16 protein-coding genes and 1 riboswitch are annotated in these 17,008 nt (G+C 70.9%); of the genes, 7 read left to right on the top strand and 9 right to left on the bottom strand.

Going from position 1 to position 17,008, the window contains the following annotated elements:
- Positions 1-26: 26 nt before the first annotated feature.
- From MQN93_RS04130 to MQN93_RS04120, 3 genes are all read left to right on the top strand, one after another.
- On the top strand, positions 27-1,382 hold the full coding sequence (locus MQN93_RS04130) for an amidohydrolase family protein (protein WP_242708328.1): 1,356 nt from the start codon (positions 27-29) through the stop codon (positions 1,380-1,382).
- Positions 1,383-1,425: 43 nt separating this feature from the next.
- A complete protein-coding gene (locus MQN93_RS04125; protein ID WP_242708327.1) occupies positions 1,426-3,072 on the top strand; it encodes an amidohydrolase in 1,647 nt (548 codons plus the stop codon).
- Between the two features lie 156 nt (positions 3,073-3,228).
- Entirely contained in the window at positions 3,229-3,963 is a 735-nt protein-coding gene (locus tag MQN93_RS04120) for a hypothetical protein (protein ID WP_242708326.1), read from the top strand.
- Between the two features lie 106 nt (positions 3,964-4,069).
- Here MQN93_RS04120 and MQN93_RS04115 read toward each other — a convergent pair whose 3' ends face one another.
- The 5 genes from MQN93_RS04115 to MQN93_RS04095 all read right to left on the bottom strand — a co-directional run bounded on the left by MQN93_RS04115 (position 4,070) and on the right by MQN93_RS04095 (position 8,726).
- Positions 4,070-4,732, bottom strand: a complete 663-nt coding sequence (locus MQN93_RS04115) for a sigma-70 family RNA polymerase sigma factor (RefSeq protein WP_242708325.1) — start codon at positions 4,730-4,732, stop codon at positions 4,070-4,072.
- A 129-nt stretch (positions 4,733-4,861) separates the two neighbouring features.
- On the bottom strand, positions 4,862-5,599 hold the full coding sequence (locus MQN93_RS04110; RefSeq protein WP_242708324.1) for a hypothetical protein: 738 nt from the start codon (positions 5,597-5,599) through the stop codon (positions 4,862-4,864).
- Between the two features lie 66 nt (positions 5,600-5,665).
- Entirely contained in the window at positions 5,666-6,178 is a 513-nt protein-coding gene (locus tag MQN93_RS04105; protein ID WP_242708323.1) for a copper chaperone PCu(A)C, read from the bottom strand.
- Positions 6,175-8,475 carry a heavy metal translocating P-type ATPase gene (locus MQN93_RS04100; protein ID WP_242708322.1) on the bottom strand — a complete coding sequence of 767 codons (2,301 nt, stop codon included), beginning with the start codon at positions 8,473-8,475 and terminating at the stop codon, positions 6,175-6,177. Before MQN93_RS04100 ends, MQN93_RS04105 begins: the two co-directional genes overlap by 4 nt.
- Complete coding sequence (locus MQN93_RS04095; protein WP_242708321.1) at positions 8,475-8,726, bottom strand: hypothetical protein; 252 nt, start codon at positions 8,724-8,726, stop codon at positions 8,475-8,477. Before MQN93_RS04095 ends, MQN93_RS04100 begins: the two co-directional genes overlap by 1 nt.
- A 368-nt stretch (positions 8,727-9,094) precedes the next feature.
- Here MQN93_RS04095 and MQN93_RS04090 point away from each other — a divergent pair, with 368 nt between their 5' ends.
- Positions 9,095-9,310 (top strand): hypothetical protein, encoded by a 216-nt coding sequence (locus MQN93_RS04090; protein ID WP_016431488.1) that lies wholly within the window; start codon positions 9,095-9,097, stop codon positions 9,308-9,310.
- Between the two features lie 89 nt (positions 9,311-9,399).
- On the opposite strand, the gene nicT is transcribed toward MQN93_RS04090, so the two are convergent.
- A complete protein-coding gene (nicT, locus tag MQN93_RS04085; protein ID WP_242708320.1) occupies positions 9,400-10,512 on the bottom strand; it encodes a Nickel transporter NicT in 1,113 nt (370 codons plus the stop codon).
- A gap of 28 nt (positions 10,513-10,540) precedes the next feature.
- Positions 10,541-10,767, bottom strand: a riboswitch (cobalamin riboswitch).
- A gap of 79 nt (positions 10,768-10,846) precedes the next feature.
- On the opposite strand from nicT, the gene MQN93_RS04080 reads away from it, so the two are divergent.
- A complete protein-coding gene (locus MQN93_RS04080; RefSeq protein WP_242708319.1) occupies positions 10,847-11,206 on the top strand; it encodes an ArsR/SmtB family transcription factor in 360 nt (119 codons plus the stop codon).
- A 28-nt stretch (positions 11,207-11,234) separates the two neighbouring features.
- Here MQN93_RS04080 and MQN93_RS04075 read toward each other — a convergent pair whose 3' ends face one another.
- Genes MQN93_RS04075 through MQN93_RS04065 form a run of 3 tightly spaced genes read right to left on the bottom strand, consistent with a single transcriptional unit; the run spans position 11,235 to position 14,193 of the window.
- Positions 11,235-12,131, bottom strand: a complete 897-nt coding sequence (locus MQN93_RS04075; RefSeq protein WP_242708318.1) for an ABC transporter ATP-binding protein — start codon at positions 12,129-12,131, stop codon at positions 11,235-11,237.
- Complete coding sequence (locus tag MQN93_RS04070; RefSeq protein WP_242708317.1) at positions 12,128-13,099, bottom strand: FecCD family ABC transporter permease; 972 nt, start codon at positions 13,097-13,099, stop codon at positions 12,128-12,130. Before MQN93_RS04070 ends, MQN93_RS04075 begins: the two co-directional genes overlap by 4 nt.
- A gap of 56 nt (positions 13,100-13,155) precedes the next feature.
- Entirely contained in the window at positions 13,156-14,193 is a 1,038-nt protein-coding gene (locus tag MQN93_RS04065) for an ABC transporter substrate-binding protein (protein ID WP_242708316.1), read from the bottom strand.
- Positions 14,194-14,841: 648 nt separating this feature from the next.
- Between MQN93_RS04065 and MQN93_RS04060 the strand changes: the two genes are divergently transcribed.
- On the top strand, positions 14,842-16,347 hold the full coding sequence (locus MQN93_RS04060; protein WP_242708315.1) for a helix-turn-helix domain-containing protein: 1,506 nt from the start codon (positions 14,842-14,844) through the stop codon (positions 16,345-16,347).
- A complete protein-coding gene (locus MQN93_RS04055) occupies positions 16,329-16,919 on the top strand; it encodes a helix-turn-helix domain-containing protein (protein ID WP_372504257.1) in 591 nt (196 codons plus the stop codon). Before MQN93_RS04060 ends, MQN93_RS04055 begins: the two co-directional genes overlap by 19 nt.
- Positions 16,920-17,008: the final 89 nt, after the last annotated feature.

The raw sequence follows: 17,008 nt of genomic DNA, 5'->3' as shown, positions 1-17,008 counted from the left end.
GGCCGGACAACAGGCAGAGGTCAAAGGTGACACAGCGAACTCTCATCAAGGGTGGCATCGTCTACAGCGTCGACCCCGGCATCGGCGAACTCCCCTGCGGCGACGTCCTGGTGGAGGACGACGTGATCGTCGCGGTCGGCGAACACATCCCGGCGTCGGACGCGCACGTCATCGACGCGGGCGGAAAGATCGTGCTGCCGGGACTCGTCGACACCCACCGGCACCTGTGGCAGGCAGCGCTGCGGCAGCTCGCGGCGGACTGGACACTCGGTCAGTACATCGACCACATGCTGCTGCAACTCGGGCCCCGCTTCTCGCCCGAGGACGTGTACGTGGCCGAACTCCTGGGCGCCGTCGAGGCCATCGACGCCGGCGTCACCACCGTCATGGACTGGGCGCACATCATGCGCAGCCCGGACCACGCCGACGAGGCGGTGCGCGGACTCAAGGAGTCCGGGGTCAGGGCGGTCTTCGGCTACGGCAACCCCGGTGGCCCGCCCGCGCCCTGGTACACGACCGATGTCACCAGGGTCGCGGAACGCCACTTCTCCTCCGACTCCGGACTGGTCACGTTCGCACTCGCGAGCATGGGCCCGGAGTTCGGCCCCCTCGACGACACTCTCGCCGACCTCAGGCTGGCCCGCGACCTCGGCATCCGCACCTCGCTGCACGTGGGCGTGGGCCTGCTCGGCCGGCAGCGCTCGATCACCGAGCTGCACCGGCGCGGTCTGCTGGGGCCCGATCTGATCTTCGTGCACTGCAACACGTGCACCGACGCCGAGTTGCGGCTGATCGCGGACACGGGCGGACATGCCTCCATCTCGCCCCGCGTGGAGATGCAGATGGGTCACGGCTACCCGGCGACAGGGCGGCTGCGCTCCGCGGGCGTGACGCCGAGCCTGAGCATCGACGTCGTCTCCGGCGTCGGCGGGAGCCTGTTCGCCGAGATGCGCGGCACCCTCGAAGCCGAGCGCGGCTGGCAGCACCATGTCGCCCTCTCCCAGGACGAGGCGCTGGCGGAGCTGACCATCACCACGCGGGACGTGGTGCGGATGGCCACGATCGAAGGCGCCCGGACCCTCGGTCTGGAGAGACGGATCGGATCGCTGACCCCGGGCAAGCAGGCCGACATCATCCTGCTGGACACGGACCGGCCGAACCTGTCGCCGGTGAACAACCTGTCCGCGGCGATCACCCTGGCGGACAACGAGAACGTGGACACCGTGCTGATTGCGGGGCAGATCGTCAAGCGGCACGGGTCCGTCACCGACCACCACCTGCGCGGCGTCCAGGCCCGGGCCCGCAGCTCCCGGGACCGGCTGCTCGAGGCCTGGTCCGGGCCCAGGACCGCCACCGCATCGGCCGTCCTGCCGCACGCCTGACCTGCGGCAGGACGGCGCACACGACAACGACGAGGTTGTTTTGATGAGCACATCAGCCGATTCGGCGCATGCGGACCGGATCTTCCTCAACGGGCTGATCCGGCCGGGCGGCGCCCGACGGCCCGGCCCCGAGCCGACAGCACTGGCCGTGCGCGGCGGCCGGATCATGGCGTGCGGCAGCGACGAGGACATACGCGCCCTCGCGGGCGACCGCACGACGGTGGTCGACCTCCAGGGCCGCCGCGTCGTACCCGGTCTGATCGACGGTCACATGCACGCCGTACGCGCGGGTGCCACCTGGGCGAGCGAGCTGCGCTGGACCGACCTGCCCGACCTTGCGACGGCCCTGTCCCTGATCCGCACGGCTGCCGACACCGCCCGGCCCGGAGAATGGATCCGGGTCGTCGGCGGCTGGCACCCGAGCCAGTTCGCCGAGGCACGCGAGCCGGACCGAGCGGAACTCGACGCGGTCGCGCCGGACCACCCGGTGTACGTCCAGGCGCTCTACGAGGTCGCGATCCTCAACTCGTCCGCGCTCCGGGCCGCAGGCATCGACGCCACCACTCCGGATCCGCCCGGTGGCCGCCTGGAACGCGACCCCGCCACGGGACAGCTCACCGGCCGGGTGTTCGGCATGGGGGCGTTCAACCGGATCCTGGACGCGATCCCACCGGTCGCACCCGACCAGGAGCGACGCTCCACGGCCGCGATGTTCGCCGACCTGCACGCGCTCGGGCTGACCGGAATCGTCGACGCCGGCGGATTCGCCATGCCACCGGAGCGGTACGCGCCGCTGTTCGCGCTGTGGCGCGACGGCTCCCTGTCCATGCGCATGCGGCTGTTCCTGTCCGCGGCGGATCGCGGGAAGGAGTACGAGCAGCTCGCGGAGTGGATGCGGCACACCCCGCCCGGGTTCGGGGACCCGATGCTCAGGTTCGCCGGCATCGGAGAGGTGGTGCACTACGACTGCCACGACTTCGAGGGGCTGGAACAGTTCGCCATTTCCGACGCGGCCTCGGACGAGCTGTACCGGATCAGTCACCGCGCCGCCGAGCACGGCTGGTCGATGAACATCCACGCGGTCCTGGACGAGTCCATCGACCGCATCCTGACCTGCTGGGAATCCGTCGACGCACTGCTGCCGCTGCGCGATCTGCGTTTCTCCCTCTCCCACGCGGACCGCATCAGCCCGAGGAATCTGCGCCGGCTCTCCGCATTGGGCGGCGGCATCGTCCTGGACGACCATCAGGTGTTCAAGGCGGACCTGTCGGAACAGGCGTGGGGGCACGGTTCGATGACCGCGGCCCCGCCCCTCGGCGACATGGCGGCCGCCGGAGTGCCCCTGGCCGCCGGAACGGACGCCACCCGCGCCTCCTCGCACAATCCCTGGCTGTCGTTGTGGTGGCTGATCAGCGGGCACTCGGTGGACGGGGTCCCCCGCCGCGACGAGCGTCACCGCATGTCGCGTGAGCGCGCCCTGGAGTGCTACACCGCGGGCAGCGCCTGGCTCACCTTCGAGGAGACCGACCGCGGGCACCTCGCACCCGGCGCCCACGCGGACTTCGCCGTGCTCAGCGAGGACTACTTCACCGTGCCCGAGGAGCGCATCCCGGCGATCCGCTCCGAACTGACGGTCGTGGGAGGGGAGGTCGTGCACGACAGCCACGCTTGCTCGCAACCTACCAAGTAGGCTAGCGTGAGCGGCGGCCATCCTCACGAATGGCCTATTTGGCATTCCCTTTTTATCGGGAATTCCACATAGCGGATTCCTAGGCGGCTATTACGGATTTCAAATCCCCTTCGGTCAGTATTTCCCTTGCTTGCAATCCGAATGAGGAGCAATTCCATGCGTCAAGCAAATCCTGGGAATGGGTCTCACCGAAAGAGGGGATTCCAGCTGAAGGCCAACAAGACGGCCTGGATCGCGGGTGCCGCACTCACCTGCGCCCTGGCCGGGTTCGCCACCGTCGGCATCTCCGCCGCGTCCACCCCATCGGCGGCGCCGTCCGCGACCCCGACCGCCCTCCCCACGGACGGCGGCCAGCGGGCCGATCCCTCCGACGGTGGGGCGACCGGCATCGTGCAGTCGACGAGCTCGTCGGGCTTCACCCTCAAGACGGCCACGGGTGTGACGGTCACCGTGAGCGACAACGCCTCGACGACATTCCTGAAGAACAATCACCACACGTCCGCCAAGGCGGTGAAGAAGGGCACGAGTGTGCTCGTCCTGGGGTTGGTGGACAGCGCCGACATCACAGCGGCGAAGGTCGTCGTGCAGCCGCACGGCGACGGCGGAGCCGCCGCCGCCGAGGCGGCGGGTGTCATCCCCTTCCAGCAGGGAACCCCCTCCCCCGACAAGTCAGTCGGGACGATTCCCGACTACACCGAGGGTGAAGGAACGATCCAGACCGGCTCGGTCGCCTACAAGGCCACCACGGCCGCCCAGGCGGTCGTCCCCGGCGGAATCGTCGACCGCGTGGTGAAGCTTGCCGACGGCGAGTACGAGGTGCACAACATCAGCATCAACTGGCCGCACCACCTCTTCGTCAACAAGGACTTCAAGGTCGTCGGCTACGAGTGACAGGCCGGCGCCGCAGCTCCCGCCACCGAACCGGATTGCCCCCGACAGCCTCCACTGCCGGGGGCAATCCCCTTGCCGCACCAACCACGCCGCCGTCCGGAAGGGATCAGACCGCTGCCAGTGCAGCGGGCTCCTCCGCCTCGTCCAGCAGGTTCAGCAGGGTCGACCGGGCGCGGGCCACGCGGGAGCGGACCGTGCCGATCGGGCAGTCGCTGAACTCGGCCGCCTCCGCGTACGGGAGGCCGACCAGCTGGGTGAGGATGAACGCCTCCCGGCGTTCGTCGGGCAACGCGGCCAGCAGATCCAGCAGCGCGACGCCGTCGTCGAATCCGGGCAGGTCACGGGGCTGGGCCAGTTCGACGGCCAGCTGCCAGTCCGGCACGTCGGACAGCCGGGGCCGGGCGGCGGCGTACCGGTAGCTGTCGACGACCGCCCGACGGGCGATCGACAGCAGCCAGGCACGCGCCGAGGAACGGCCCTCGAAGCGATGCAGGCTGCCCAGCGCGCGCAGGAACGTGTCCTGGGCGAGGTCTTCGACAGCCTGGGGATCGCCGCACAGATGGGCGACGTAGCGCTGGACGTCGCGCTGCAGAGCGATGACGAACTGCTCGACGGCGTCCGGGTCACCGCTTCGGGCGGCCAGCGCCCATGCGGTCACCGACTCGTCGGCGGACGCCCACTTCTCGTTTCCGTTTCCGTCCTTTCCGTTTCCGTCCTTCCCGTCTCCATGCGTCTTGTGGTGCGTTTCAGGCAGGGCAGAGGTGATCACCTGGTGTCCTATCGGGATCCGTGATCCGGACCGGGGCGCGCGAGGGCGCGAACGGTCCGGTGAATGGGGAGTCGGCCCTACGGCCGAGGCCCGGGGCGCACAGGGGCGGCCCCGGGAATCCAGCTGTCCTCAGACGACAGCCGTCCCCGCAGGGGGTCCCCGAGAGGTGATCGCATGCACCAGCAGACGCAGGCTCGGCGCCCTGTCCGAGCGCGGGCGGCGCGGGTGGACGCGCGGCCGGTCCAGGGCGGGCGGCAGCGCCAGCAGCAGCCGTAGCGGCGCTGCCAGCCGGGCGGCCACGGCCCGCAGGATGCGGAAGGCGGCCTTCTCGCCGTACGCGAGCCACAGGCCGGTCAGGAGCGCGGCCAGGAGGTGAGCGGCGAGCATGCCGTACGAGGAGCCCCAGCCGTCCATCGAATGCGCCATGGGCCCCGTGTGAGGCATACGGCCCATGTCCATGTGCCCCATGTCCATGGAGTCCATCGGCATCGATCCCATGTCCATGGAGTCCATCGGCATCGAGCCCATTTGCATCGATCCCATGTGCATGGAGCCCATGTGCATGGAGCCCATGTCCATGCTCTTCATGCCGTTCGATGCGGCGCCGCCCGACGACGACTGCGCCAGGGAGAACGCCTCGTGCAGCACCGTCTGGGCGGCTACCACGACCGCGACGATCAGCGGCAGGCCGCGTTCACGGCCCGCAAGGCACCAGCCCACCGTGCCCGTCGCCGCGAGCCCCGCGGCAAGTACCCACGCGGGCACGTCGTTTCCGGACATCAGGACGTGGCCCAGGGCGGCGAGCGGCACGCACACGGCCGCGAACACCGCGGCGCGTAGCGTGCGAGAACACCACCCTGCTGTCATGGCGCCTCATCCTCGCATCCGGACGTCGGTCGTCGTGCGGGGGTACGCATACGCGCCGGGGATCGTTCACGAGGTCGGCCTGACCACCACCGCGAGCGTCCTGACCGCCCCGCTGTGCTCGAAGTGCAGTGTGAACGGCACGAGGTCGCCCGAGTGCAGGCGTGCCCTGGGCGTCAGGGTGACGTCCGGGCCGGCCGGGGACATGGACAGGCCCCGGCCCGCGGGGACGGCGAACGAGGTCACGACGGCCTTGGACGCGGCACCGCCGCCGAGCATGCGGTGCCGGCCGAGGACCGGCTCCCCGCGCGTCGCGGAGGAGGTCACCCGCACCAGCCGGTCGTCCGCCCCGCCGACGTTGACGACGTCGAAGAAGGCGGCGGTCTCCGTGTTGTCGCCGTACGGCAGGAAGACGCGCCCGTTCGTGATGCCGATCCGGGGCGGTGTGCCCGCCTTCCCGGCCGCGGCCCACGTCGCCAGGCCGCCGAGGGCGAGGACGGCCGCGGCGACCGGCGCGACGGCGGCGAGCAGGGTGTCGGTGAGACGGCGCCGGGTCGGCCGCCACAGGGACGGTGTGCTCATCGCGTACGCCTCCGGGCGACGGGAGCGGGCTCGGGCCGCCAACCGCGCAGCCGCAGGCTGTTGGTGACGACCAGCACCGAGCTGACCGACATCGCGGCGGCTGCCACCATCGGGTTGAGCAGGCCGACCATGGCGAGCGGCACAGTCACGACGTTGTAGCCGAACGCCCAGACGAGATTGGCCCGGATGGTGCCCAGCGTGCGCCGGGCCAGCCGGACCGCGTCCGCCATGGCCTCGATGTCACCGCGGACGAGGGTCACGTCGGCGGCGCCGATTGCCACGTCGGTGCCGGTGCCCATGGCGATGCCGAGGTCGGCACCGGCCAGGGCCGCGGCGTCGTTCACACCGTCGCCGATGACCGCGACCCGGTAGCCCTGCGCCTGGAGGTCTCGTACGAGTGCGGCCTTGTCCTCGGGGGTGCAGCGGGCGTGCACCTCGTCGATGCCCAGGGAGTTCGCGACGGCGCGGGCGGGTGCCTCGCGGTCGCCGGTGGCGAGCACGGGCCGTACGCCCAGGCGCCGCAGCCGGTGGACGGCCCGGTAGCTGCCGGGCCGGACGACGTCGCCGACCTCGATCAGCGCCTCGGCCACTCCGTCGACGTGCACCAGCACCGGAGTGTGCGCCGTGGCCTCGTCCACCGACAGGTGCGCGGGCAGGTCGTCGTCGGGCGCGAGGATCTCGACCAGCCGCCCTTCGACCCGGCCCCGTACCCCTCGCCCCGGCAGCGCGCGGAACTCCTCCACCTCGGGCAGCCGCGTGCTCAACTCGCGCCGGGCGCAGGCGGCGACGGCCCGCCCCAGCGGATGCTCCGATCCCTGCTCGACGGCTCCCGCCAGCCGCAGCACCGCATCCCGGCCGAGTCCGTCCGGTACGGCGGTGATCCGGGCGACGCTCATGTGCCCCGACGTGAGCGTGCCGGTCTTGTCCAGGACGACCGCGTCGAGGTGCTGGAGTCCCTCCAGGGCCTGGGGACCGGTGACGAGGACGCCCAGTTGGGCACCGCGTCCGGTGGCGGCCATCAGCGCGGTGGGCGTGGCGAGACCCAGCGCGCACGGGCAGGCCACGACGAGGACGGCGACACACGCGGTGACCGCCGCCTGCGGGTCGGCGCCCGCTCCCAGCCAGAACCCGAGCACCGTGACGGCCAGGGCCAGCACCACGGGGACGAAGACCCCGGCGACCGAGTCGGCCAGCCGTTGCGCCTTGGCCTTGCCGGCCTGCGCCTCGGTCACCAGCCGGGTGATCCGGGCGAGTTGGGTGTCCGCCCCGACCGCGGTGGCCCGTACGAGCAGCAGCCCGCCGGCGTTGACGGCCCCGCCGACCACGGCCGAGCCGGGCCCGACCTCGACGGGTTCGGTCTCTCCGGTGACCAGGGACAGGTCCACGGCCGAACTGCCCTGGGTCACCACGCCGTCGGTGGCGATGCGCTCACCGGGCCGGACGACGAAGACCTGCCCGACGTCCAAGTCCCCGATGGGGACGAGCCGTTCGGAGTCTCCTTCCCGCACGGCGACTTCCTTGGCCGCGAGTTGGGCGAGCGAGCGCAGCGCCGCCCCGGTGCCGTTCCGCGCCCGCGCCTCCAGGAACCGCCCGGCGAGCACGAACAGCGGCACGCCGACGGCCGCTTCGAGATAGATGTGCGCCACGCCGTCCGGGGCCGAGGGCACCAGGCTGAACGGCATCCGCATGCCCGGGGCGCCCGCACCGCCGAGGAAGAGCGCGTACGCGGACCAGGCGAAGGACGCCACCACGCCCAGTGAGACCAGGGTGTCCATGGTGGCCGCCGAGTGCCGCAGCCCCCTTACGGCCCTGGTGTGGAAGGGCCATGCGCCCCACACGGCGACGGGCGCGGCCAGCACGAAGCACAGCCACTGCCAGTTGCGGAACTGGAGCCCGGGCACCATCGACAGCACGAGGACGGGCAGCGCGAGCGACGCGGTGACCAGCAGACGGTCGCGCTCCCGACGGGCGCCTTCGAACTCCCCGTCCCGCACCTCGCCGTCCCGAGCCTTACCGTCCAGCGCCCCACTCTTCCCCGCGTCCTCGCGCCGCTGCTTCTTCGGCGGCTCGGGCAGGGCGGCGGTGTATCCGGCCTTCTCGACCGTGGCGACGAGTTCGTCGGGGCCGACCCCGGGCGGATGGCTCACCCGGGCCCGCCCGGTGGCCAGGTTGACGGTCGCCGAGACCCCGTCCAGCTTGCCGAGCTTCTTCTCGACACGCGTCACACAGGCCGCGCAGGTCATGCCGCCGACGGTCAGATCGGTGGTCATGAGGGCCACCACCGGTTCGGGGCCCATCAGTTGCCTCCCGAGTGCATGTTCTCCATGTCGTGCATCCCGCCACCGGTGTCACCGGTGCTCGTCCCGTCGCCGGAACCGGTGCTCGTGCCGTGCATACCGGGGGCGACGGGTCCGGCGGAGGTCCCCACGGCGTACGACACCGTGAAGATCAGGGCCAGCAGCAGAAGGAAGCCGCAGAGCGCGGGAGGCGGCACCAGCTTGCGCGGCACCGCCCCCGCGCCGGGAGAGGAAGGTCGGGAGTCGTCCATCACCGGGTTTCCAGGTCGCGATGTACGGCGTCGTCGGATCCGGCCGTACCGCTTCAGGAGTCGTAGCGGAGGAGGCCCGAGTTCCGGGCGAATATGTGGCACGTGCCACGCGCGGCCAGGGTGCGTCGGAGACCCCCACAGAAGTCGGACGCGGGCACCGTTCGGTTCCCGGCTCCGGCGGCGGAGTCGAAGCATCGGAAGCCTTGGAGGGAGCACAAGCGCACTCCCCCACCGATCACGCACCCGCCCGCCCTGTCGGCACGCGTCCGGCCGGTTCTGGCGGGGTATGTCCCGCGCAGTCCCTCCCCCGCGACCGCCGACCTCGCGGCCGGACCGTCGCGGTCCCACACCCACGGAGGTGGAGCACCATGACCGACACCAACGGCCTGGAACCCGTCGCGACCTTCTGCGGCGAGTGCAACTGCGGCTGTCCGCAGCTCTTCGTCGACCCGAACGCCCCCGCCGAACAACGGATCATCCTGACCGACGACTTCGGCCAGCGCGTCCAGATGAGCTACGACCAGTTCTCCAACCTGGTCGACGACGCCAAGGCAGGCAGGCTGGACGGTATCGCCCTGCCCTGAGGCGTCCGGCTCGGACCCCTGACGTGCGGCGGGCCGGGAGGCGAAGAGGTCGTCGTCGCCTCCCGGTCCGCCGGCGCTTCGGTCGGGGGTCAGCCGCCGTCGGCCGGCCGGGTCGCCCACCTCTGTTCCACCTTCGCCACCTTCCAGTAGCCCAGCGCCGCCGCCCATACGACGACGAACAGGCCGACGATGACGTAGCCGACGTTGTCCAGGTCGAGGCCGGAGATCCACTCCGTGACCGTGTCGGTCAGGCCGAGCTTGTCGTGCAGGACGCCGACCAGCTCGATCGTGCCGATGAAGAAGGCGACGGCGATGGACAGGCCGGTGATGGTGAGGTTGTAGAACACCTTGCGGACCGGGTTGGAGAAGGCCCACTGGTAGGCGAAGTTCGTGAAGGTGCCGTCGAGCGTGTCGAACAGGCTCATGCCGGCGGCGAAGAGGAGCGGCAGGCTGAGGACGGCGTACCAGGGCAGGCCCGCCGCCGCGCCCGAGCCGGCCATCACCATCAGCGTGACCTCGGTGGCGGTGTCGAAGCCGAGGCCGAAGAGCAGGCCGACGGGGTACATCTGGCCGGGGCGGGTGAGGGACTTGGTGAGGCGGCCGAGGACGCGGTTCATGAACCCCCGCGAATCCAGGTGCTGTTCGAGTTCCTTCTCGTCGTACGTCCCGGCCCGCATCGCCCGGAACACCTTCAGGATGCCAAGCAGGGCCACGAGGTTGAGGGCGGCGATGACGTAGAGGAAGGAGCCGGAGACGGTGGTGCCGACGACGCCGAGCGTCCGGTGGGTGCTGGAGTCGTCGTCGACGAGCGTGCCCGCGATCTGGGCGCCGCCCGCCACCAGGGCGGCCAGCACGATCACCACGCTCGAGTGCCCGAGCGCGAACCAGAACCCCACCGACACCGGCCGCTTGCCGTCGGCCATCAGCTTGCGGGTGGTGTTGTCGATGGCGGCGATGTGGTCGGCGTCGAAGGCGTGCCGCATGCCGAGGGTGTAGGCGGTGACACCGAGGCCGATGCCGAACGCCTTGGAGCCGATCTCGTAGTGCCCGGGTACGACGAGGAGGAAGAGGATGCCGAAGGCGACGACGTGCAGGGCGGCGATCACCGCCATCAGCCCGATCGTCCTGACGGTGTCCTCGCGCCGCCAGCGGAAGGCGGCGGGCCGGGCGGCATCGGGCATGGATGATGCGGGCAAGGTCATTCGGTCACGCTCCAGCACCTCGTGGATCACTTCGTGAGATGCCGTGGCCGGTCTCCTGGCTTGGGGGTACCTCCCGCTCGAGCGAAGTCGAGAGTGGGGGAGGGTCGCGCGTTCCCGCCGCGCCTTCCCGGCCGCCTCACGACGGCCAGTGGCTGTCCCTTGCGGGACATGGGCGGGGAACTCCCCGATTCACAGTGGCGAGGGCCGCGTCGGCTTCGCACCGACTTCCCGAGCACCACGGCCCGCCCACCGTAGGGCCGCGCGCACGTCGCTGCATAGCTGCGCACCTGCGCAGGTATGGAAGATCACATACGGGCGCTGCGAGGATGAGCCCATGCATCTCGTCCCCGCCGAACGCGCCGGCCGCCGCACCATCGACGGCCACCGGGTCTGCGACGCCATCGCCGCCATCGGCGAACCCGGCCATGTGCGCGCCTGGGCCGACCGCTTCGCCCTGCTCGCCGACCCCGGACGCCTCGCCCTCCTCCTGGCCCTGCACCGAACCGGGCCACTCGCCGTGTCCGACCTCGCCGTCGCGACCGGCATGAGGGACCCGGCCGTCTCCCAGGCCCTACGCCTGCTGCGCGCCGCGGGCGTCGTGGCGGGCGAGAAGGAGGGGCGGGTGGTGCGCTACCGCGTCATCGACCCACTCGCCGCCGACCTCTTGAAACACTGCACCGCCGAGACCGACTGAGCGGAGCTCGCAGGCGCCTGATCGACGGTCAGCGAACGGCGCCCTCGGCGGACCTGCCGTCCCCGTCCGGCGTGGTGTCGGCGCCGGCCGTCGTGCTGTCGGCATCGGCCGTCCCGTCCCCGACCGCCGTGCTGTCGGCATCGGTCGTCCCGTCGTCGGCCAGCGGCTGTGCCCCGTAGACGACGCGGATGACGCCGTCGGGGTGCCGTTCGGTGGTCGCCCGGACGCCGAAGACGTCTCTGAGGACGGCCGGGGTCAGCACCTTGAGCACCAGGCCCGCGGTGATGACCGCCCCCTTGTGCAGGACGACCAGGTGGTCGCAGAGCCGGGCGGCGAGATCGAGGTCGTGCAGGACGGCCAGCGTGGTGACGCCGGTGGCGCGGATCAGGTCCAGCAGCTCGAACCGGGCCCTGATGTCGAGGTGGTTGGTGACCTCGTCCAGGACCAGAAGCTGCGGGCGCTGCGCCAACGCGCGTGCCAGCAGGACACGTTGGCGCTCGCCGCCGGACAGGGACGCGAAGTCCCGGTCCGCGAACGGCAGGACGCCGCAGCGATCGATGGCCTCCTGCACGGCGCGGTGGTCCGCGGCCCCGTCGCGGCCCAGCAGGCCGTGATGGGGCGCCCGCCCCAGAGCGACGATCTCGGTGACGGTCAGGCCGGTGGTGTTGCCGCCGCCGTCCTGGAGGACCGCGGCGGTACGGCGGGCCGCGGCGCGGGCGGACAGGGCCCACACGTCGTCGCCGACCCGGACGACGCCGTCCGCAGGGCGCAGCGAGCGGTACACGGCGCGCAACAGGGTCGATTTGCCACTGCCGTTGGGCCCGACGAGTCCGACGATGTCGCCCTTGCGGGCCTCAAGGTTCACCTCGCGCAGGATCGGGGTGCGGTCCAGGGTGATGTGCAGCCGGTCGACGGTGAGTTTCACACGGAGTCCAGACCCTTGTTGCGGCGCAGCAGCCACAGGAAGAAAGGGGCGCCGAGGAGGGCGGTGAGGATGCCCAGCGGAAGTTCGTTGGGGCGGTCGAGGGTGCGGGAGAGCAGGTCGACGAGGACCAGGTAGACGGCGCCGAGCAGGGCGCTCAGGGGCAGCAGGCGACGATGGTCGGCGCCGATGGTCAGCCGCACCAGGTGGGGAATCATGAGGCCGACGAAGCCGATGCTGCCCGAGACCGCGATGACCGTCCCGGTCAGCAGCGCGGCGAGGACCAGCACGACCGCGCGCAGCCGGTTGACGTCGACACCGAGCGCGGTGGCCGACTCGTCGCCCGCGAGCAGCGCGTTGAGCCGGCGGCCGAACAGGGACAGCAGTGCCGTCGTGGCGAGCACGACGACGGTGACGGTGGGCAACTGGTCCCACTGGGCACCCGCGACGCTGCCCAGCATCCAGAACGTCACCGTCCGCAACTCGTTGGGCGTGGCCTGGAGTTGCACGTAACTGGTCGCGGCGAGGAAGACGTATCCGACAGCCACTCCCGCCAGCACCAGCCGGGTCGGCGCCATCCGGCCCCGCCGCTGTCCGAGCGCGAAGACCAGCGCGCCCGCGGCCATCGCACCGGCGAAGGCCGCCGCCGAGGCTCCGATCCCGGCGAGCGCCATGCCCCCGCCGAAGGTGATGACGAGGACCGCGCCGAGCGTGGCGCCGTAGGAGAAACCGAGCACGACGGGGTCGGCGAGCGGGTTGGACACCACGGTCTGCAGCACCGCGCCGGAGACGGCCAGGCCGGCGCCGACCAGGGCGGCCAGGACCACGCGCGGGGTGCGGAAGTTCCAGACGATCTGGTCGAGCGCGGGGTCGGCGGGCGCCGGTCCGGTCCCGGTGACATGGTGCAGGACGATCCCCCACACGTCGCCGACCGGGACGTCGACGGCGCCGATGCTGATCGCCACGATCATGGTCGCGAGCAGGGCGACGGGCAGGAGCGTGAACGCCAGCGGGAGCCCGAGCCGGGTCAGAAGGCGTCGGGGTGCAGCATCTTCGCGACCTTCTTCACGGCCAGGTCGTTGCTGGGGCCCAGGTACATCGAGTCGGACAGCGTCACGTATGTGTGGTGCTTGGCGGCCGGCCACTGGGGGAACTCCTTGAACAGCTTCTTGGCGTAAGCCGCCGGGTCGGGGTCGTTGTAGGCCATGACGACGACGGCGTCGACGTCGGTGGCGGCCACCTTCTCCTTGCTCAGGTCGGCGAAGGTGGTCCTGGCGGCGTTCTCGAAGGCGTTGGTGCCACCGGCCTTGGCGAGGATGTCGTTGACGATGCCGTGGGCGAAGACCGCGCTGAACTCGTTGCTGCCCATGGTCATGTTGGAGAAGACCACCATGACCTTCGGCTTCTTCCTGCCCCTGACCTTGTCCGAGACGGCCGCGATGTTCTTCCGGGCGGCGGCGATCAGTTGCTCGGCCCGGTCGCTGACGCCGAAGACCTTCCCCATGTCGCGCAACAGCCGGTAGCTGTCGGCGACGGTCATCCTGGAGGGGTCGTCGTCGCAACCCTGCGGGGAGACATAGCTGTTGGCGCCCACCTGCTTCAACTGCTCGCGGGTGGCGAAGCCGTTCTTCTGGTCGAAGCCGTACGTGGTGACGGACAGGACGAGGTCGGGGCGGAGGCCGAGCATGGCCTCGCGGGGGATGTCGTAGGCGTCGTTGAGCTTGATGTCCCCGGTGGGCAGCTTCCTGATGGCGGCGGCCCGGCCCGGGACCTCGGATCTGCCGTAGCCCTGCTGGTTGGCGACGATCCTGTCGCCGAGGCCGAGGGCGAGCAGGGTGGAGACCTCGGCGACGGAGGCGCCGTTCATCACGACGACCCTGCTGGGCGCCTTCGTGAAGGTCTCCTTCTCGCCACAGTTGTCGAGCGTGACCGGGTAGCCGGTTCGCGCGGCCGCGGCCTCGGTGGTGCTGTCGTGCGTCCCGTCGTCCGGCGACGAACCGCACGCCGCCGTGAGCAGACAGAGGGCGGCGGCCAGGACGGCGGCGACCGGCCGGTGCATCGGCATACGGGCTCCTTGTGTACGGGGGCTACGGGCCGCGCTCATGAGCTGGAGGGTTCCGGTGCAGTAGTCGCGGCGAGGCGGGTGCGAGTTCCCGGCTTCCGTCTGACGGAAGCGCTCTTGCTCCCGTGTGGCGCGCATCACGACTCTGAGTTCAACCACGGCACGCGGGGCGACGGCGCCCCGCCGACAGGGACGGGAACTGCCATGCCGCACATGACCGCTTTCGCCAGGAACCAGTGGTACAGCTAGCGCACCTTTCTGACCTGCGCTTGTGTAGGGACGATGAGGCTGTGACCTGCTAGGACGGGTTGCAGAGGCGAGCAGAGGCAGTCAGAGGAAACCGCTCTGATTCGACCCCGGTTCGACCCGGGTCACTCAGAGGCAGTCAGAGGCATCAGCCTCTGCAACAGGCCTCTGGGGGGCCTGAGTTGGCCGGTGTGGATCACCAGTGGGCGACTCTGGCAACACTCTGTTTCGATCTCGGTCGAGCTGCGATGGGGACGCCTGCCTCCACTCGGGGCCAGGCTTACGAGGGCCTCCAGGACGGCCATTCTGGAGACCCTTCTGGCGCCGATGGAGGTCGGTTCCGGACACCACCCGTGGTTTTAGCGGGCCTGGGTGGCGTCCACGTTCTTGCGAGACGACCTCACCGTGCCAAACAGCACCCCGCACGCCCTCTCTCAACGAAACTCCACCCACTTCCACGGCCTTTTGGAATACGCCCGACTGCCGTCGGCTGCGGCCGATCTCATTCTGCTCGGCGACCTCACCGGCCGCTACGCCAACGGCAGTTACAGCAGGCTCGCCTCCAACGGCCGGACTGTGGCCTTGCGCGCGGACCGCCAGGGCGCGGCCGACCACGGGCACCGGATCACCGCGGCCATCGCCTGCCATGTGGCCCGCGCCGGCGGCACCGTCGACCAGCTCACGCAGCTCCTGCTGCACCCTGAGCACGAAGGCGGACGGCACGCCCGCAACATCGCCCTGCGGTCCGGACAGACGCGCGCCCTGGACTACATCCGCCGGGTCTGGAACAGCGCCTCCCAAACCGTCAGCACCACCAGGGCGCTGGACTCCCGGCACGACGCGTACGAAGTCCTCGCTGCCCTGCGGGATCGCATCGAGACCACGCCCTGGCGCGGCGAGCGGGGACGGACCGCGCTGCGGGTGCTGCGGGCGCATCTGACCTTCGCCGAGATCGCAGGCGGCCCCCTGCACCACGCCAGTGAGCGGCAGACCGCGGAGGAAGCGGGTATCTCCCGCACGACGTTGCGGGTCGTCTACGAGACCGTCCTCAAGCCGTTGGGTTGGCTGCGCCGGCTGCGGGTGGGCCACGGCCGGGAGGGCTCCACGTGGTACCTCGACTGCGGCAGCGCTCCCGGCCACGGCGCCCCTGCCCCGCTGTCTCGTTCCCAGACCACTCAGTTCCCCCCCGACCCAGCACTTGAGGAGTGGACCACCCCTGAGACGGCCACGACGGCCGACATCGACTCCACCGTCCTCGGCCGACTGATGGGCCACGACGCCTTCGCCCACCACGGCCTCGGCAGCACCGCCCTCATGCTCATCAGCGCCCTGCACCAACACCCCAACCAGACCACCGGCGAGCTCATCGGTACCTCTTCGGTCTCCCGCGCGACCGCCTACCGCACCCTGCGACGCCTCGCCGACCACGGCCTCGTCCAGCACACCGGGGAGACCTGGGCCTTGGCGCAGCGTGCCCTGGAGGGCTTCGGTGACGGCCTCCCGGGCGCGGATACTGGCCTCGCCGCAACGGCGGCACAGGGCTGGGACAAGGTCGCCGAGCACCACGGCACTGCGGGTGTCGCGGCCCGGCGGAAGGCCCTGCACACAGCCGAGCGCGCGACGTACCGGGAGGTGCTGGACCGGCTCGCGGAGCACCGCAGCAAGGCTGTGGTGATCGTCCGCGACGGCCACCAGGTCCTGGTCCCAGCGCCGCGCCCCGACGAGATTCCGCCGACCTGGCATGCCCCGGACGGGCGCGTCCTCGACCCGGCCACCGGCCATGCCGCTCCTGACTGGCGGGTCGCCACCGACGGCCGCCTGATCCTCATCACCCCATCCGACCAGCGCAGTTACGACGAGCTGGCCGCCGCTCATGCCGAAGCCATCAGCGAATGGAACTCCGCCGCATGAACCAACAACACCCTCCAACCAACCCTGCCCAAAGCCAGCCCGTGGCCCCGGAGGACCTGCGCAAGCAGTACGAGTCCGGTGCCACGGTCGACGAACTCGTCACCGCCAGCGGCCTGTCGTACGGCACGGTCCTCAACCGGCTGCACGATGCCGGGACCGTCATGCGCACCTCGTGGCAGACCCGCAGGATGCGCCAGGATCCCCAAGCCCGCCGACGTCTCGCGGCTCACCTGCGCACCCTGTACGAGCAGCACGGCGCGACGCTCACAGAACTCGCAGCGGCCGCGGGCGGGACGAGGCGTGCTGCCCGGCACCTGCTGATCGAGGCCGGTGGGACCGTGCGCACCACTCAGCAGACGCTGCGGATGCGCGCCGCAGCGCGGGCCGTCGAGCGGCACATGCTCGCGCTGTGCCTCCGGGCGCGGTACGAGGCTGGCGCCACGGTCCCGGACCTCGCCCAGCAGTGCAACTACTCCGTGGCCACGGTCTACCGGCTCCTGCACCAGGCAGGCACCCGCATGCGGCCCCAGCACCGGCATGGCCCCACTCGCCCCGAGGGGAAACGGCCATGACCGCAACAGATAGAGATCTCGAACAGATGCGAGACCTGCCCGAAGGTCATCCCGGCCACAGCCCAGCGGCACGCGCACCCCCTTCATCG

The sequence above is a fragment of the Streptomyces spinosisporus genome (assembly GCF_022698145.1).
Taxonomy (GTDB): Bacteria; Actinomycetota; Actinomycetes; order Streptomycetales; family Streptomycetaceae; genus Streptomyces; species Streptomyces spinosisporus.
The sequence above is the reverse complement of the archived record's forward strand: the minus strand, read 5'-3'. Positions and strand labels throughout refer to the sequence as shown.

Excerpts from the sequence above, each read along its gene's own strand:
- MQN93_RS04125 (WP_242708327.1), top strand. The coding sequence starts at position 1,426 with ATGAGCACATCAGCCGATTCGGCGCATGCGGACCGGATCTTCCTCAAC.
- MQN93_RS04120 (WP_242708326.1), top strand. The coding sequence starts at position 3,229 with ATGCGTCAAGCAAATCCTGGGAATGGGTCTCACCGAAAGAGGGGATTC.
- MQN93_RS04110 (WP_242708324.1), bottom strand. The coding sequence starts at position 5,599 with ATGACAGCAGGGTGGTGTTCTCGCACGCTACGCGCCGCGGTGTTCGCG.
- MQN93_RS04105 (WP_242708323.1), bottom strand. The coding sequence starts at position 6,178 with ATGAGCACACCGTCCCTGTGGCGGCCGACCCGGCGCCGTCTCACCGAC.
- MQN93_RS04100 (WP_242708322.1), bottom strand. The coding sequence starts at position 8,475 with ATGGGCCCCGAACCGGTGGTGGCCCTCATGACCACCGATCTGACCGTC.
- MQN93_RS04095 (WP_242708321.1), bottom strand. The coding sequence starts at position 8,726 with ATGGACGACTCCCGACCTTCCTCTCCCGGCGCGGGGGCGGTGCCGCGC.
- MQN93_RS04090 (WP_016431488.1), top strand. The coding sequence starts at position 9,095 with ATGACCGACACCAACGGCCTGGAACCCGTCGCGACCTTCTGCGGCGAG.
- nicT (WP_242708320.1), bottom strand. The coding sequence starts at position 10,512 with ATGACCTTGCCCGCATCATCCATGCCCGATGCCGCCCGGCCCGCCGCC.
- MQN93_RS04080 (WP_242708319.1), top strand. The coding sequence starts at position 10,847 with ATGCATCTCGTCCCCGCCGAACGCGCCGGCCGCCGCACCATCGACGGC.
- MQN93_RS04070 (WP_242708317.1), bottom strand. The coding sequence starts at position 13,099 with ATGATCGTGGCGATCAGCATCGGCGCCGTCGACGTCCCGGTCGGCGAC.
- MQN93_RS04065 (WP_242708316.1), bottom strand. The coding sequence starts at position 14,193 with ATGCCGATGCACCGGCCGGTCGCCGCCGTCCTGGCCGCCGCCCTCTGT.
- MQN93_RS04055 (WP_372504257.1), top strand. The coding sequence starts at position 16,329 with ATGGAACTCCGCCGCATGAACCAACAACACCCTCCAACCAACCCTGCC.